The sequence below is a fragment of the Kitasatospora sp. NPDC093558 genome, from assembly GCF_040683475.1.
Classification (GTDB): domain Bacteria; phylum Actinomycetota; class Actinomycetes; order Streptomycetales; family Streptomycetaceae; genus Kitasatospora.
In genome coordinates this window covers 1-15617 of sequence record NZ_JBFBDY010000130.1, presented here as the reverse complement: position 1 = coordinate 15617, position 15617 = coordinate 1, and the positions used below count along the sequence as shown (strand labels likewise).

The 15617-nt window shown below is 73.5% G+C and carries 16 protein-coding genes and 1 pseudogene; 4 read left to right on the top strand and 13 right to left on the bottom strand.

Going from position 1 to position 15617, the window contains the following annotated elements; translation table 11 throughout:
• Positions 1-246: 246 nt before the first annotated feature.
• On the bottom strand, positions 247-933 hold the full coding sequence (locus AB0O00_RS15625; protein WP_363652012.1) for a response regulator transcription factor: 687 nt from the start codon (positions 931-933) through the stop codon (positions 247-249).
• Positions 934-935: 2 nt separating this feature from the next.
• Entirely contained in the window at positions 936-2054 is a 1119-nt protein-coding gene (locus AB0O00_RS15620; protein WP_363652010.1) for a histidine kinase, read from the bottom strand.
• A gap of 218 nt (positions 2055-2272) precedes the next feature.
• Here AB0O00_RS15620 and AB0O00_RS15615 point away from each other — a divergent pair, with 218 nt between their 5' ends.
• Positions 2273-2848: a hypothetical protein gene (locus tag AB0O00_RS15615; RefSeq protein WP_363652009.1), complete on the top strand. Its 576-nt coding sequence runs from the start codon at positions 2273-2275 to the stop codon at positions 2846-2848.
• Positions 2849-2861: 13 nt separating this feature from the next.
• Here AB0O00_RS15615 and AB0O00_RS15610 read toward each other — a convergent pair whose 3' ends face one another.
• Positions 2862-3839 carry a DMT family transporter gene (locus tag AB0O00_RS15610; protein WP_363652007.1) on the bottom strand — a complete coding sequence of 326 codons (978 nt, stop codon included), beginning with the start codon at positions 3837-3839 and terminating at the stop codon, positions 2862-2864.
• Positions 3840-4036: 197 nt separating this feature from the next.
• Positions 4037-4702: a CatB-related O-acetyltransferase gene (locus AB0O00_RS15605; RefSeq protein ID WP_363652005.1), complete on the bottom strand. Its 666-nt coding sequence runs from the start codon at positions 4700-4702 to the stop codon at positions 4037-4039.
• Positions 4703-4907: 205 nt separating this feature from the next.
• Between AB0O00_RS15605 and AB0O00_RS15600 the strand changes: the two genes are divergently transcribed.
• The 3 genes from AB0O00_RS15600 (at position 4908) to AB0O00_RS15590 (ending at position 6805) form a co-directional block, all read left to right on the top strand.
• Positions 4908-5540 (top strand): TetR/AcrR family transcriptional regulator, encoded by a 633-nt coding sequence (locus AB0O00_RS15600; protein ID WP_363652004.1) that lies wholly within the window; start codon positions 4908-4910, stop codon positions 5538-5540.
• A 96-nt stretch (positions 5541-5636) separates the two neighbouring features.
• The gene (locus AB0O00_RS15595; RefSeq protein WP_363652002.1) at positions 5637-6341 is read left to right on the top strand and encodes a peptidylprolyl isomerase; all 705 of its coding nucleotides are present in this window, start codon (positions 5637-5639) and stop codon (positions 6339-6341) included.
• A gap of 125 nt (positions 6342-6466) precedes the next feature.
• Positions 6467-6805 carry a MazG-like family protein gene (locus AB0O00_RS15590; protein WP_363652000.1) on the top strand — a complete coding sequence of 113 codons (339 nt, stop codon included), beginning with the start codon at positions 6467-6469 and terminating at the stop codon, positions 6803-6805.
• Positions 6806-6909: 104 nt separating this feature from the next.
• Here AB0O00_RS15590 and AB0O00_RS15585 read toward each other — a convergent pair whose 3' ends face one another.
• The 9 genes and pseudogenes from AB0O00_RS15585 to AB0O00_RS15545 all read right to left on the bottom strand — a co-directional run.
• Positions 6910-7434, bottom strand: a complete 525-nt coding sequence (locus AB0O00_RS15585; RefSeq protein WP_363652014.1) for a nucleoside deaminase — start codon at positions 7432-7434, stop codon at positions 6910-6912.
• Between the two features lie 49 nt (positions 7435-7483).
• Positions 7484-8244, bottom strand: a pseudogene (locus AB0O00_RS15580) (LLM class flavin-dependent oxidoreductase).
• A gap of 224 nt (positions 8245-8468) precedes the next feature.
• A complete protein-coding gene (locus AB0O00_RS15575; protein WP_363651998.1) occupies positions 8469-9779 on the bottom strand; it encodes a geranylgeranyl reductase family protein in 1311 nt (436 codons plus the stop codon).
• 153 nt (positions 9780-9932) lie between these two features.
• Entirely contained in the window at positions 9933-10637 is a 705-nt protein-coding gene (locus AB0O00_RS15570; RefSeq protein ID WP_363651996.1) for a demethylmenaquinone methyltransferase, read from the bottom strand.
• A 184-nt stretch (positions 10638-10821) separates the two neighbouring features.
• Positions 10822-11409: a hypothetical protein gene (locus AB0O00_RS15565; protein WP_363651994.1), complete on the bottom strand. Its 588-nt coding sequence runs from the start codon at positions 11407-11409 to the stop codon at positions 10822-10824.
• Between the two features lie 258 nt (positions 11410-11667).
• A complete protein-coding gene (locus tag AB0O00_RS15560; protein ID WP_363651993.1) occupies positions 11668-12297 on the bottom strand; it encodes a hypothetical protein in 630 nt (209 codons plus the stop codon).
• The gene (locus tag AB0O00_RS15555) at positions 12291-12431 is read right to left on the bottom strand and encodes a hypothetical protein (RefSeq protein WP_363651991.1); all 141 of its coding nucleotides are present in this window, start codon (positions 12429-12431) and stop codon (positions 12291-12293) included. Before AB0O00_RS15555 ends, AB0O00_RS15560 begins: the two co-directional genes overlap by 7 nt.
• A gap of 23 nt (positions 12432-12454) precedes the next feature.
• On the bottom strand, positions 12455-13675 hold the full coding sequence (mqnC, locus tag AB0O00_RS15550; protein WP_363651989.1) for a cyclic dehypoxanthinyl futalosine synthase: 1221 nt from the start codon (positions 13673-13675) through the stop codon (positions 12455-12457).
• 256 nt (positions 13676-13931) lie between these two features.
• The coding region (locus tag AB0O00_RS15545; protein WP_363651987.1) for a protein kinase at positions 13932-15617 on the bottom strand (1686 nt) is incomplete at its 5' end.

Sequence of the window (15617 nt, the reverse complement as noted above, 5' to 3'; positions counted from 1 at the left end):
CCCGTTGCGCGCTGGGCCATGCCTGGCCCAGCGCGCGGCACCCCGACCTCCGCGCGCTCCCGCTGCCCTGTGCCCTGGGTCCCTTTGCCCCTTGCCCCGTGCCCCGTGCCCCGTGCCCCGTGCCCCGTGCCCCGTGCCCCGAGTCTCAGGCGCCTCTGCCCCTGGCCCTTGGGTCTCAACTCTCCTTTCTGCTCCGGGGTCCGTGCCCCCGCCCCTTGTCGTGTCCCGCCGCCCAACAGGGGCCGGTTACCGGATACCGGCTGCCTGTTCCCAGACCCAGGCCGCGATGCCCACCCGGTTACGGGCACCGAGCTTGCGCTGGATGTTGGCGAGGTGGTTCTTCACCGTGCCCGGTGAAATGAACAGCCCTGCTCCGATCTCGGCGTTCGTCGCGCCGTCCGCCACCAGTTCCGCGATCTCCTTTTCTCTCGTGGTCAGTTCTTCCACCGGCCCGGCTGTCAGCGACGCCGCCACCGGCCCTGGATCGGCCTGCCGCTCGGGCTCCTGCGCCGCCATGTGCCGCAGCAGCCGGACGGTCACCTGCGGGCTGATCAACGCGTCCCCGGCCATCGCCGCCCGTACCGCCTCGATCAGCAGGACCGGGCCCGAGCGCTTCAGCAGGAAGCCGGCCGCACCGTGCCGCAGAGCCGTGTGCACGTACTCGTCCAGGTCGAAGGTGGTCACCACGATCACCTTGCACTCGCCGGACAGTTGCCGGGTGACCTCCAGGCCGTCGAGCTTCGGCATCCGGATGTCCGCGAGCACCACGTCCGGCTTCAGCCGCCTGGCCTCCGCCAGCGCCGCGGCGCCGTCCGCCGCCTCCGCCACCACGACCATGTCCGGCTGCACATCCAGGATCATCCGGAACGCGCTGCGGACGTCCGCCTGGTCGTCCGCCACCAGGATGCGAATCGGCCCCGAGCCGCTGCCCATGCTCACTTCTCCCTCCCGCTGGTCCTCGCCGGAATCGCCGGCCCTTCCGTCTGCCCCTGCTGCTCCCGCCCGTCCAGCGGCAATCTCGCGGTCACGCGCCAGGCCTCCCGCTCGTGCGCACCGGCATCGAACGTGCCGCCGAGGGCCTCCACCCGGGCGGCCAACCCCGGCAGTCCGCTGCCGCCGCCCCGGCGGGAACGCCCGCCCTGGCCTGCCGCCCGGCCGTCGTTCGTCACGGTCAGCTCCAACCACCCACCGGCGGAGACGACGCGGACGTCGACCCGCCGGGCGCCCGGCGCGTGCCGCCGGACGTTGGTCAGCGCCTCGACGACGATCCGGTGCAGCGTGCCCGCGACCTCCCTCGGTATCGGGGTGTCCGGCAGCTCCAGCCGAACCTCCGCTCCGCCCGAAGTGGTGAACCTTTCCGCCACCTCTGCGAGTTCGGCCAGCCCCGGCTGAGGCCCGCGCCCGCTCCCCTCCTCCGTGCGGAGCAGTTGCACCGTCCGGTCCAGCGAGGCCAGGGCCCGCTGCCCGGCCTGCTCTATCCGTTCGAACATCGCGACCGCCTGGGCCGGGTCGATCGCTGCCAGGTAGGCGCCGGCCTGGGCCTGGGCGACCATGCCGCTGACGTCGTGCGCCACGAAGTCGTGGAGGTCGTGGGCCAGTTCGAGCCGCTGCGCGCGCCTGGCCTCGGCAACCGCATTGCGGCGCCCCTCGTCCAGGCCTCGCAGATAGAGGCCGATCAGGACGGCCGGCAGCGACAGCATCGACCCGAACCCGAAGACCGTGAGCATGTCCCCCGGCCCCTCGACGAACGCGAAGCGCGTCAGCCAGAGGGCGACCGCCCCGCATGCCGTCCAGGCCGCCGCCGCGGAGCGCGGGCCGTCCTCGGTGCGCAGGCTGATGACCACCGACAGGAGCAGGACGGCCAGTTCGACCAGACCCAGCAGCCCGGCCCAGCGGTCCCCCTCCGCCCAGCGGCCGAGGAGCCAGACGGTGAACGTGACCACGAGCGACGCCGCCCCGAGCGCCATGGTCATGGCCGCCACCCCGTAGCGCCCCCGCGCCGCCCATGCCGGCAGTGCCAGGACCAGGACGACTCCGGAAAGGATCTGAGTCATCGTCACCGCCTCCTTTCGACTCTTCGCCTCTCGACTCTTCGACTGCCGTCACATTACGACGCGGCCCGGGCGGCGCACCTGTGCCGATCGGCCTATTTCAAAGGCCGGTTGAGCAGGAAGAACCTGCCGATCGGCAACTGCCGCGAACCCCTAGTGGGGCTCCAGTCTTGAGTCGTCGCACCGGCCACGGGGGCCGGAGCCGAAGGGAGGCCACCAGCATGGCGAAGCTCGTGATCAATGCCCGCAGCACCACCCACCGGGCCGGGGCGACCACCCCAGGCGTCCCGCCCGCCCCGCGCTGGGCCCGGCTCGCCGCCAAGGCCGCCGTCCTCACCACCGTCCCCTCGGGGCTGTGGCGGATCGTGTTCGGCTTCGGCGTCCCGGTCGGCTTCAGCGGTGCGACGGCCGCGGCGTACGACGCGCACCAGCCGGGCTGGGGCACGGTCTACTGCGTGGTGCTGAGCCTCCTGACCGAGGCGCTGGCCTTCCTGACCCTGGGCCTGGTCCGGCCCTGGGGGCTGGTGGTGCCCCGATGGATCCCGCTGCTGGGTGGCCGGCGGGTCCGGCCGCTCGCCGCGATCGTCCCGGCCTTGCTGGGGGCGGCGATACTCACCAACGTGTGCACGGCCGCCCTGTTCGGCGGGTGGGCACGCAACCTGGCCGAGCCGGATTCGCCGCACGGCTTCGCCGCCGTCATGATGACGCTCGCCTACCTGCCCCTGGTCGCGTGGGGCCCGCTGCTGGGCGTGGTCGCCCTCGACTACGCCCGCCGGACGCTGTGGCGGCGCCGGTGACGAGGGCAACCGGTCACACGGGGGTCGGTTCCGGGTTCGTCGCCACCGGATCGGGTGCGCCCTCGCCGTCTCCCTCACTCGTGGCCGGGAGCGGGTTGGGGGCAGTACGCCGGCCCCACTCCGTAGCGACGAGCACGAGGGCTCCTCCGAGTAGCGCGAGCGGTCCCATCCGGTTCCCAGCGAGGGTGATGCCGAAGACGGCGGCCCAGAGCGGCTCGGTGCCGAGCAGCAGGCTCACCCGTGACGGCGATGTGGCCCGCACGGCCCACATCTGGACGAAGAAGGCGAACAGCGTGCAGAACAAGGACAGATGCAGCAGCCAGGCCCACTGGGCCGGCCCGTACGAGACGGCGACGGTCCACGGCGCGGGGCCCACGGCCAGGGAGACCACCCCGAACACGGCGGTCGCGGTGGCGAGTTGCACCCAGGTCAAGGCCAGCGCGTCGGTGTTCCGAACGGCCCGGGTGCGGGCCGTGGCCAGCACGTACCCGGAGCGGACGACGGCGGCGCCGAGCACCAGGAGATCGCCGAGGGCGGGTGGGCGGAGTCCGCCGTCGCCGGTGAGCAGCGCGACACCGAGCACGGCGAGGCCGGCCGCGGCGAGGAAGGCGCGCGAGGGCGCCGTCCGGCCGAGGGCGCTCTCGCCGAGCGGGGTGAGCACCATGGTGAGGCTGATGATCAGTCCGGCGTTGGTGGCGGAGGTGTGGACAGCGCCGTAGGTCTCCAGCAGGAAGATCCCGCTGAGCACCAGGCCGAGCGTGGCGCCGCCCAGCCATTCGGTGCGGCTGAGCCTACGGAGCGCGCGCCATGCGGCCACGCCGAGGAGGGGCAGCACCAGGCCGAACCGCAGCACGAGCATCGCCACCGCCGTCCGGGGCTCGGCGACCCGTTGGACGGCGAGGAAGCTCGAACCCCACACCACGGCCACGAGCAGCACGGGCAGATCGCGAAGCACCGATGAGGAAGCGGACTTGGACGAGGAGGCAGGCATGGGACAGTTCCCTCCGAGCGTACGGAACCGGCGGGGCGAGTACCGTACGGCGTCGGACGGCTCCCGGAGCTGGGCGGGCGGGCGCAGCATTGGACGAGGCGGTGCGTGGAGCGGGGCGTGGGGCGGAGCGCCATCCTCGCGCACCGGTCCGCTCGTGATCAACGGCCCGTCCGGGATCCGGAAGGCGGGGCCGCGGGTCAGGCGGCGAGCAGGCCGTGTTCCCGGGCGATCGCGGCGATGTCGGCCGGGGTTCCGGACATGATGGCGCGGACGTGTGTGGTGACGAGGTCGACGGGCCAGTGCCACCAGGCTGCGCGCTGGAGGAGCTCGATGTCCGCGTCGGGGAAGCGGCGGCGGATCGGGCGGGCGGGGTTGCCGCCGATGACGGTGTAGGGGTCGACGTCGGCGATGACGACGGCTCCGGCGGCGATGATCGCGCCGTCGCCGATGCGGACGCCGGGCAGGACGGTGGCGCCGTAGCCGAACCAGACGTCGTTGCCGACGACGGTGTCGCCTCGGCTGGGGAGAGCGCTGACGAGGTCGAGGGTCTGTTCGGTCCAGCTGCCGCCGAACATCGTGAACGGGAAGGTGGAGACGCCGATGTCGGGGTGGGCGGCACCGGCCATGAGGAAGCGGGTGCCGGTGGCGAGGGCGCAGTACTTGCCGATCACCAGGCGTTCGGGGCCATAGGCGTAGAGGACGTTGCGTTCCTCGAAGCGGGTGGCGCCGTCGGGGTCGTCGAAGTAGGTGTACTCGCCGACCTCGATCCTGGGGTCCGTGACGAGGGGGCGCAGCAGGACGACGCGGTCGTGGCCGGCGAGGGGGTGGAGGGTGGTCGGGTCGGGGATGGCGGTGGCGGCCATGAGGGCTCCTCTCGTAATGCGACGCAAGTCGCATTACGATGAGCATGGCACGGCCACCCCACCCCGGCAAGCCTTAATGCGACTGGAGTCGACTTTGAGTGAGAATCCCGCGACCCCGACCCCGGACGCTCCGACCCGGCACGCTCCACCCCGACACACTCCCGCCCGCACCCCGACGCCCCGCCCCGGCGGGCGGAGTGCCCGGGTGCGGGAGGACGTGGTCGCCGCGACGCTGGCCGAGGTCACCGAAAAGGGGTACGCCGGCCTCACCGTCGAGGCGGTAGCCACCCGGTCCGGCGTCCACAAGGCGACCCTCTACCGGCGTTGGGGCGGAGTGGACGGACTGGTCGCCGACGCCCTGACCGCCTCCGCCGACCAGCCCTGGCTCCTGCCCGACACCGGGGATCTCGGCGAGGACCTCCGCCGAATCACCCACGAGGTGTTCGCCGTCTTCACCGACCCCGACCTGGGCCCGACCCCTACGGCACTGATCGCGGCCGCTCAGCGCTCGGACGCCGGCGCTACCGCCCTGCGCGCCTTCTTCGCGGCCCGCCACGACCAGGCCGCCGAGGTGGCCGAACGGGCGGTCGCCCGGGGTGAGCTGCCCGAAGGCACGGACGGCGCCGAGGTGATCCGGGCCGCGACAGCCCCGCTCTACTACCGCCTGTTCGTCACCGGCGAGCCGCTCGACACCCTCACCGCCGAGCGAGCGGCCGACGCCGCCGCCCTGGCGGCCCGCGCCGGACTGTTCACTCCCGCCCCGGGAGCCGCAGCCCACCCTGCCACCCCGAGCGGCGACCACGACGAGACCAACCATCAAGCCCCGGAGGCGATCTGACGCTTCACCCTCACCGCGCCAGCGCCACGGCCCCCGCCGGAACCGGAGTCACACCGCCCCCTACCGGAACCCCACCCGCCCGTGGATGATGCCTCCATGACAATCCCGCCGTCCACCACCCCCCGGAAGGCCCGTCACGTGAAGCGCAAGCAGTGGGCGCTGGTCGCCGCCGCCACCGTCCTCCCGCTCGTCGCGAGCACCGGCACCGCCGTCGCGGACACCCCCGCGCCGGCCCCGAGCGCCGCCTGCACCTACACCCCGGCCGTGCCGGCCGACAACTTCAAGGGCATCCCGGTCTTCGACCCCGAAGAGGCCGCCGAGCCCTACCGCGCGACCCTGCGGACCGGCCAGGGCCGGATCACCTTCGAGGCCCTGACCGACAAGGCGCCCTGCACCACGTTCTCGTTCCGCTTCCTCGCCGAGAACGACTACTTCGACGGCACCCACTGCCACCGCCTCACCACCCAGCGGATCTACGTCCTCCAGTGCGGCGACCCGACCGGAACCGGCAGCGGCGGCCCCGGCTACTCCTTCCCCGACGAGAACCTGACCGGCGCCACCTACCCGGCCGGCACCGTGGCCATGGCCAACGCCGGGCCGAACACCAACGGCAGCCAGTTCTTCTTCGTCTGGAAGGACACCAAGCTCTCCCCCGCCTACACCCCGTTCGGCCGGGTCACCGAGGGCCTGGACGTCCTGCAGAAGATCGCGGCGGGCGGCGAGGACGACCAGAACGGCCCCGGCGACGGCTACCCGAGCCTGCCCGTGAACATCCATCGCGTGAAGATCAGCGACCACTGACGGCCCACACCCGACGGCCCCACACCCGACGGCCCCGCACCCGCCGGGCCCGACGGGCGGCTCCGTCGCTCCCGTACGGTGGCAGCACCAACGGCACCGCACGGGAGCGACGGGAGCAGCACGGCATGGACAGCAGGATCTGGGAGAGCGTCGACCACCTCGTCGCCTGGCTCGACGCGGAGGGCACGCAGTCGCCCCGGGAGGAGCGCCTGCTGCGGATCCTCAAGCTCTCCGAGGAGGTAGGCGAGGTCGGGGCCGCAGTGATCGGCGCCACCGGCCAGAACCCGCGCAAGGGGGTCACCCACACCTGGGAGGACGTCCAGCACGAGCTCTGCGACGTCGTGTTCGCCGCGCTCGTCGCCCTGCGGACGCTCACCCCGGACGCGGCCCGGGTGTTCGCCGACCGGCTCGCCTACGTGGAGCAGCGCTCGACGGCCAGTCGCGCCACCCCGGACGCGAGTTGAGGTGACCTCTTCCGCCCGTTCTCAGAGATGCCGGGCTCTCGGAGCGCCGGGCTCTCAGAGATGCCGGACTCTCAGAGCGCCGGGCTCTCAGAGATGCCGGACTCTCAGAGCGCCGCGTCGATCCCCCGGAAGCGGCGCTGCAACTCCCGTACCTCGCCGGCGAGTTCGAGCGACGGTCCGGCGACCTCGAGGCCGGGCACGACGTCCCGCACTGACAGCGGGTTCAGCGGCGAGGTGATCGCCACGCCCGACGCGGCCAGCCAGCCGCGGTACTGCCGCGTCGAGCTCGCGTAGACGATCCGGCCGAGGCCCGCCCAGCCGTGCGCGGCCGCGCACATCGGGCAGTGCTCGCCGGAGGTGTAGACGGTCGCCCCGGCCCGCTCCTCGGGGCTCAGGTTGACCGCGCCCCAGCGGGCCAGCTCGAACTCCGGGTGGCGGGTCGGGTCCCCGGTGCTGGACTCGCGGTTGCGGTCCTCCGCGAGGATCCTGCCGTCCGCCGAGACGAGCACGGATCCGAACGGGTAGTCGCCGGCCTCCACCGCCTCGGCCGCCAGCTCCACGCAGCGGCGCAGGTACGGCAGGTCGGACTCGGTGACGGCGGCGGCGCCGGCGACGTCGCTCTCGTGCAGGTCGTGGTCGTGGCTGGCCGCTGGTACTCCGCTTCTCTGGGGGTATCGGCTACGGGCGGTGCGCGGCGACGGTGGCCAGGGCCTGCCACGCCACCTCGGGCCGCAGCGTCTCATCCGGGTCGCCGAGGTACGGGTCGAGCAGCACGGTGCCGGCGCCGGTCAGGCGCAGCTGCTCGATGTCGCCGAGGACCTGCTCGATGGTGCCCTCGCCGGCCCTGCGGTCGGGCCCGTCGACGGGCCGGTCGGTCAGCCGCAGCAGGATGCGCGGCGCGAGCTGCGGGACGGGCTGCTGCTGCTCGTCGGCGATGGCCTTCAGCCGGCCGACCGCCTCCGCGAACCACGGCATGGTGAACCGCAGCGGGTGCCAGGGCGCGCCGAAGCGCACGGCCCGGCGCAGCGCGGCGGCGCTGTTGCCGCCCACCCAGAGCGGGACCCGGCCGCAGCCGTAGTCGGCCTCGTCGTCCCAGGCGGCCCGCATGGCGTGCAGGTACTCGTCGGTGAGTTCGCCGCGCCGTTCGAAGGGCACGCCGAGCGCCGCGAACTCCTCCTTGGCCCAGCCGACGCCGAGGATGAGATGAGGACGGTGGTGCCGAGCTGGACGCGGGTGGTGATGCCGGCGAGCCAGGAGAGCGTGGTGAAGGGCTCGAAGAAGGGCGCCGGATACTGCTTGGCGACGTCCGGGGTGACCGCGACGTGGTCGGAGACCATGAGGAGGTCGAAGCCCAGTCCCTCGACGGTCTTGGCCCACCGGGCGAGGCGTTCGGGGTGTGTGCCGGGCCCGAAGTTGGGGACGTTCACGCCTATCCGCATGGCCGACAGGCTAGCAACCGGCCTTCGTCCGCAGGCGGTTCTCGGCGACGCTTGATCATATTCCTTGCCGCGGGCGGACGGTGGCGTTCCGGCCACCCGCGGGAACATGGCGTCGGGCGTGCGTCGGGCGTGCGTCGGGCGTGCGTCGGGCGTGCGTCGGGCGTGCGTCAGGCGTGCATCACGCGCGCGCCAGGCAGCGCATCACGCGTGCGCCAGGCAGTCCGTCAGGCGTTCGGCGCGACCCTGGCGAGGCCGTTGATGACGCGGTCCATCGCGTCGCCGCCCTGCGGGTCGGTGAGGTTGGCGAGGAGCTTGAGGACGAAGCGCATCAGCATCGGGTGGGTGAGTCCGCGCTGGGTGGCGATCTGCATCACCTGCGGGTTGCCGATGAGCTTCACGAAGGCGCGGCCGAGCGTGTAGTAGCCGCCGTACACGTCCTTGAGGATACGCGGGTAGGCCTGCAGGGCGCGCTCGCGCCCGCCGGAGGTGACGCGGGCGTGGGCCTGGACGATGACGCCGGCCGCGATCTTGCCGGATTCCATCGCGTAGGCGATGCCCTCGCCGTTGAACGGGTTGACCATGCCGCCGGCGTCGCCGACGAGCAGCAGGCCGCGGGTGTAGTGCGGCTGCCGGTTGAAGGCCATCGGCAGCGCGGCGCCGCGGATGGGGTCGGTCATGTTCTCGGGGGTGTAGCCCCACTCCTCGGGCATGCCGGCGCACCAGGCCTTGAGCACCTCGCGCCAGTCCAGTTCGCCGAACGCCGGCGAGGAGTTGAGGATGCCGAGGCCGACGTTGGAGGTGCCGTCGCCCATGCCGAAGACCCAGCCGTAGCCGGGCAGGAGCCGGCGCTGGCCGTCGCGGGTGTCCCACAGCTCCAGCCAGGACTCCAGGTAGTCGTCGTCGTGGCGCGGCGAGGTGAAGTACGTCCGGTAGGCGACGCCCATCGGCCGGTCCTCGCGCCGGTGCAGGCCCATGGCGAGGGAGAGCCGGGTGGAGTTGCCGTCGGCGGCGACGACGAGCGGGGCGCGGAAGGTCACTTCCCGCTTCTCCTCGCCGAGCTTCGCGGTGACGCCGACGATGCGCCCGGTGCGGTCGTCCAGCACGGGGCCGCTGACGTTGCAGCGCTCGTACAGGCGGGCGCCGGCCTTCTCGGCCTGACGGGCCAGCAGCTCGTCGAAGTCGGCGCGCTTGCGGACCAGGCCGTAGTCGGGGAAGGAGGACAGCTCGGGCCAGTCGAGCTCCAGCCGCACGCCGCCGCCGATGATGCGCAGGCCCTTGTTGTGCAGCCAGCCGTTCTCGGTGGAGACGTCGATGCCCATGTCCACGAGCTGCTTGGTGGCGCGCGGGGTGAGGCCGTCGCCGCACACCTTCTCGCGGGGGAAGGCGGTCTTCTCCAGCAGCAGCACGTCGAGCCCGGCCTGCGCGAGGTAGTACGCGGTGGTGGCACCGGCCGGGCCCGCGCCGACGACGATGACGTCCGCCGTGCTCTCGACGGTGCTGTCCGGCTTCGTCGGGTCGGCTGCGGTCTCGGACACGGTGGGCACTCTCCTGGAGCTACGACTGGAGCTACGGCTGGAACTACGACGACGGGAACTACGACGAACGGCAACGGACGAACGGCAACGGACGAACGGCGGCTGCCGCCCCGGGCAGTCTAGGTCCGCTTACGGAGCGGGAAGGGACGACGGCTACGCGGCGGCGGCGGTCTTGTACCCGCGGTGCAGCGCGACGATCCCGCCGGTCAGGTTCCGCCAGGCCACCTTCGACCAGCCGGCCTCCTGCAGCCGGGAGGCCATCGCGGGCTGGTCCGGCCAGGCGCGGATCGACTCGGCGAGGTAGACGTAGGCATCCGGGTTGCTGCTGACCGCGGTGGCGACCGGCGGCAGGGCGCGCATCAGGTACTCGGTGTAGACCGTACGGAACGGCGTCCAGGTCGGCGTCGAGAACTCGCACAGCACGAGCTTGCCGCCGGGCTTGGTGACCCGGTACATCTCGCGCAGCGCGGCGTCCGTGTCGTGGACGTTGCGCAGCGCGAAGGAGATCGTCACCGAGTCGAAGGTGTCGTCGGCGAAGGGCAGCCGGGTGGCGTCCCCCGCGGTGAGCGGCAGCTCGGGGTGGCGCTGCTTGCCCTCGGCGAGCATGCCGACGGAGAAGTCGCACGGGACGACCCTGGCGCCGGCCTCGGCGAAGGGCAGCGAGGAGGTGCCGGTGCCGGCCCCGAGGTCGAGCACGAGGTCCCCGGGCCCGGCGGCCACCGCCTCGGCCACCGCCCGGCGCCAGGCGCGGGCCTGGCCGAGGGAGAGCACGTCGTTGGTGCGGTCGTACTTGGCCGCGACGTCGTCGAACATGGCGGCGACTTCGTGCGGCTGCTTGTCCAGAGAGGCTCGGGTCACGCCCCCATTCTTCACCCTGGCACCCGCGCCCGGAGCAACGGGGCGGCGCAGTACCCAACGCGTGCGCCCCTCACAGCTCACCAGCGCCCCTCCGCACGCCCCTCAACGCGCCTCCCGGCACCCGTCTCGGGACGCCTGCCAGCACCCGCCGGAACAGCTGCCGCGACACCCGCCCGAGCACCGCTCAGTGCAGCGCGCGCCGCCCGCCCGCACGCCGCTTGCGGCGCGAGCGCTTGCCGTCGGTTATCGCCGGCATCCCCTCGGCCAGGGCCCCGGTCGCGAACGCGACGGTGGTCGCGAGCCGGCCCTGCCCGGAGCGGACGGCGACCGCCCGCCGGTGCCGGCGGATCCGCCACAGGCAGACCAGGAAGAGCGCGACGGCCACCGGCACGCTGAACCGGGCCAGCCCGACGCCGACCGGCTGCGGGTAGGTGTCGCCGCAGATCCGCACCGCGCCCGCGTCGTCGGCGGCGTGCTCCAGGCAGATCGCGTCGCCGACCTTGGCGCCGTCCGCGAGCGGCAGCGCGGCGGCCGTGTGCGCCTGGCCGCCGACCCGGTAGCTGACGGCGCTGTAGGAGCCGCCGCCGGTCGGGAGCTGGGTGACGACGCCCTCGACCCGCACCGGGTGGGCCGCGATCCGGTCGGCCTGGTCGGCCTGGCGCCAGCCGAGCAGGCACATGCCCACGGCGAGCACGGCGCTGAGCACGGCGGCGAGGTACCAGCCACGGCCCAACCGCGGGATGCGCGGCGGGGGGACGGTCGCGGGTCGCATGGTTCCTTGTCCTGGCTTGCGTCGGGGCCGAGGCACGGCCCCGCCGCCCGCGGGCACGGGCGGTGGTGTGGTGAGGGTACGGAGTGAGCTGTCCGGGATCGTATCCGCTGGCGGGCCCTCAGGTCACGGCGAAGGGGCAATCACCCGGCCGCGCGCGAGGCGCAGTTCGGCCGCACACGAAGGAAGTCCCTTGCGCCGCAAGGGAGTCGGCTGCCAGGGAGGCCGAAGGTGTTTCAGACGCTCGCGTTCCCCGAACCGTCAGCGCCGTCGGTACACCAACCGACCGCCCAGCACGGTCGCCAGGCAGCCTCCCGGCCGCGGCAGCGGAGCGTCCCCGTCGCACGCGAACACCGCGAAGTCCGCCCGTCCCCCGGCGGCGATCCGCCCGTGCACGGCCTGCGCGAGCGACAGCACGGCGAGCGGGTCCAACGGTCCCTCACCGGCATCGCCGCCCCCGGGCGCGAGCGCGGCCAGCCCGGAGCGCGTCACCGCCGTCCGCACCGACGCCCGCTCGAAGGGCCCGGCCACCGCCGTCACGCCGAACCCGAGCATCCGCTGGAGCCCGCGCCGGGCGCTCGCCCCGCACCGCACGTCGTCACGCTCCCCGTCGAGCCCGCCCGGCACCGGCTCGGCACCGATCTCCTCGCGCGGATCCGGGTGGTACGCACGCTCCAACAGCCAGTGCCCGTACGGATTGCGCAGCCCGGGCGCGAGCACGGCCGCGCCCCAGTCCCGTACCCGGGCGTCCGGGTGCGCGGCCGCGAGCTCGCCGAACGGGCCCACCGCCTCGACGAGTTCACCGCGCACGAGCACCGCGCCGTCGGCCTGCGAGGCGCCGGAACCGGCCGGGTCGGGCAGCACGAAGGCCGCCCGGTGCAGGGTCAGCACGACGGCACCCCGGCGTCCGCCAGCACCCGGGTGTCCGTCAACACCCCGGCGTCCGCCAGCACCCCGGCGCCCGTCAACACCCCGGCGTCCGCCAGCACCCCGGCGCCCGTCAGCACCCCGGTGTCCGTCAGCACCGCGGCGACGGCTGCGGCGGCGCTCAGTTGTCCAGGATCTTCAGCTCGGGGTGCGCGGTGCCGCCCTCGATCGCCGTCGAGGCGATGTGCGAGGCGACGCGCGGGTCGACCGGGTCGTTCGCCGGGTCGTCCAGCACCCGCAGATGCTCGTACGTGGTCGAGCGCTGCGCCGGGACGCGGTCGGCGGCCCGGATGAGGTGGATCAGCTCGGTCAGGTTGGAGCGGTGCTTGGCACCGGCCGCCGAGACGACGTTCTCCTCCAGCATCACGGAGCCGAGGTCGTCCGCGCCGTAGTGCAGCGACAGCTGGCCGGCCTCCTTGCCCGTGGTGAGCCAGGAGCCCTGGATGTGGGCGACGTTGTCGAGGAAGAGGCGCGCGATCGCGATCATCCGCAGGTACTCGAAGACGGTCGCCTGCGTCGAGCCCTTCAGGTGGTTGTTCTGCGGCTGGTAGGTGTACGGGATGAATGCGCGGAAGCCGCCCGTGCGGTCCTGCACGTCGCGGATCATCCGCAGGTGCTCGATCCGCTCGGCGTTGGTCTCGCCGGTGCCCATCAGCATCGTGGAGGTGGACTCCACGCCGAGGCCGTGCGCGGCCTCCATGATCTCCAGCCAGCGCTCGCCGGACTCCTTCAGCGGGGCGATCGCCTTGCGCGGGCGCTCCGGCAGCAGCTCGGCGCCGGCGCCGGCGAACGAGTCCAGGCCGGCCTTGTGGATCCGGGTGATGGCCTCCTCGATCGAGACGCCCGAGATCCGCGACATGTGCTCGACCTCGGAGGCCCCCAGCGAGTGGATCACCAGCTGCGGGAAGTCCGCCTTGATCGCCGAGAACGCGCGCTCGTAGTACTCGACGCCGTAGTCCGGGTGGTGACCGCCCTGGAACATCACCTGGGTGCCGCCCAGCTCGACCGTCTCCGCGCAGCGGCGCAGGATCTCGTCGAGCTCGCGCGACCAGCCCTTGTCGCTCTTCGGCGGCACGTAGAAGGCGCAGAACTTGCACGCCGTCACGCAGACGTTCGTGTAGTTGATGTTGCGCTCGATGATGTAGGTCGCGATGTGCTCGGTGCCGGCGTAGCGGCGGCGGCGCACGGCGTCGGCCGCCGAGCCGAGGGCGTGCAGGGGCGCGGAGCGGTAGAGCTCCAGCGCCTCCTCGGGGGTGATCCGGCCGCCGGCGGCGGCGCGGTCGAGCACGGCCTGCAGGTCGGTGCTGGGCGCATCGAGGGTGGTCGCTGCGAGCTCGGACACCTGACGGCCTTCTCTCTCTCGGAACTGCTCGGGTACTGCTCGGGTAATGCTCAGGTACGGCTGGTGTGCTGCTGGTTCGCACGGCGCCGGTCCCGGTCGCGGGTGCTTCCGGGTACGGCCGAACCAGCCTACGCCAGCCGGTTCCGGCCCCTGCGGCAGCCCGCCGCCCCGCAGCACCTCCCCTCCTGTCCCCTTATATGCACCGGCTGCATGCACCACCCAGCGCCGCTTATATGCACCGGGCTACTTGCACCAGCTAGCGCGCCGCTCCCGTGCGGTGCATCGTCCCGGCCGGGTTGCCGGCCGCCGGGTCGGCGGAGGTGAAGCGGATCGTCCCGTCGGCCTGCAGCGTGAGCGTCTCGGAGTACGCGCCGCCGGAGCACACGCCGGGCAGGCTGGAGCGGACCAGCCGGGACTGGAAGACGAGCTTCCTCGGGCCCGCCTCCCGCAGCTTCCAGACGCCGTCGCAGCTGATCAGGCCGGACAGGCCGTTCTGGCTGGTGGTGTGCTCCTGCCCGATCGCGGACTGTCCGATGGTGAGCTTGGTGGTGCCGGCGGGCAGGCCCTCCGCGGTGACCATGTCCCCCTCCCAGGTGCCGAGGAACGCGGCCGGCACGGCGTTGGGCCCGCCCGACGTGCTCGCGTCGGCGCTCGGCTCGTCCGTCGCCGGGGCGTCCGTCGCCGGCCCGTCAGACGTCGGGCCGTCGGACGGCGGCGCGGGCTCCGGCGAGGCGCTGCCGCTCCCGGACGCGCCGGTGTCCTCGGGCACCGCGGGCGAATCACTGCTCGTGGCCGGCACCGCCGGATCCGTCGGGTTCAGCCAGAGGTACGTCCCGTACCCACCGCCCGCGAGCACCACGAACACCGCCGCCAGCGCCACGACGAGCCCGGTGCGACGCGGCCGGGGGCCACCCTGGGGAGCGGGCGACACGTACGTCGGCGTCCGCTCCACCCCGAAAGCCGGCCCCGAAGCCGGCCCCGAAGCCGAAGCCACCGGAGCCGAAGCCACCGGAGCCACCGGCGGCACGTCGGCCGGCCCGCTCCCCGACTCCCCTTCCAGGTCCAGCAGTTCGACCGCGCTGCGCCCCACCCCGGCCGCGAGCGCGGGCGGCAGCCAGCCGCCCTGCCGCAGCCGCAGGGCCGCCGTGCCGTCCGGGTCGAGCCGGGTACGGAGCTGCTGCGGGGTGGGCCGGTCGGACGGCTCCTTGGCGAGGCAGTCGAGGACGACCGCGCGCAGCGGCCCGCTCAGCCCGGGGACGTCCGGCTGCTCGTGCAGCACGCGGTAGAGGAGGACGGCCGCGCTGACGCCCTCGCCGAAGGGGTGGACGCCGGTGGCCGCGAAGGCGAGCAGCGCGCCGAGGGAGAAGACGTCGCCGGCCGGCCCGACGGCCTGTCCGTTCGCCTGTTCGGGCGACATGAAGCCCGGCGAGCCGACGACGTAACCCGACTGGGTGAATCCGCTGGCGGCGTCCAGGGCGCGGGCGATGCCGAAGTCGATCAGCCGCGGGCCGTCCAGCGTGAGCAGGACGTTGGACGGCTTGACGTCGCGGTGCACCAGGCCGAGGCCGTGGACGTGGGCGAGCGCCTCGGCGAGCCCGACGCCGAGGGCGCGCACGGCGGCCTCGGGCAGCGGACCGGTGCCGGCGACGGCGGTGCCGAGCGCGGGCCCGGCGACGTAGCCGGTGGCGACCCAGGGCTGCTCGCCCTCGGTGTCGGCGTCCAGGACGGGTGCGGTCCAGGCGCCGCCGACCCGGCGCGCAGCGGCGACCTCCTGGCGGAAGCGGGCGCGGAACTCGGCGTCGTCGGCCAGTTCGCCGCGCACGAGCTTGACGGCGACGGTGCGTCCGCCGGCCGTCCGGCCGAGGTAGACCCGGCCCATGCCGCCGGCGCCGAGGCGCCGCAGCAGCCGGTAGGCGCCCACCTGGCGCGGGTCGTCCGACCC

Bases quoted from the DNA above. Each gene is read 5' to 3' on its own strand.
- AB0O00_RS15625 (WP_363652012.1), bottom strand. From the start codon at position 933: ATGGGCAGCGGCTCGGGGCCGATTCGCATCCTGGTGGCGGACGACCAG.
- AB0O00_RS15620 (WP_363652010.1), bottom strand. From the start codon at position 2,054: ATGACTCAGATCCTTTCCGGAGTCGTCCTGGTCCTGGCACTGCCGGCA.
- AB0O00_RS15615 (WP_363652009.1), top strand. From the start codon at position 2,273: ATGGCGAAGCTCGTGATCAATGCCCGCAGCACCACCCACCGGGCCGGG.
- AB0O00_RS15610 (WP_363652007.1), bottom strand. From the start codon at position 3,839: ATGCCTGCCTCCTCGTCCAAGTCCGCTTCCTCATCGGTGCTTCGCGAT.
- AB0O00_RS15605 (WP_363652005.1), bottom strand. From the start codon at position 4,702: ATGGCCGCCACCGCCATCCCCGACCCGACCACCCTCCACCCCCTCGCC.
- AB0O00_RS15595 (WP_363652002.1), top strand. From the start codon at position 5,637: ATGACAATCCCGCCGTCCACCACCCCCCGGAAGGCCCGTCACGTGAAG.
- AB0O00_RS15590 (WP_363652000.1), top strand. From the start codon at position 6,467: ATGGACAGCAGGATCTGGGAGAGCGTCGACCACCTCGTCGCCTGGCTC.
- AB0O00_RS15565 (WP_363651994.1), bottom strand. From the start codon at position 11,409: ATGCGACCCGCGACCGTCCCCCCGCCGCGCATCCCGCGGTTGGGCCGT.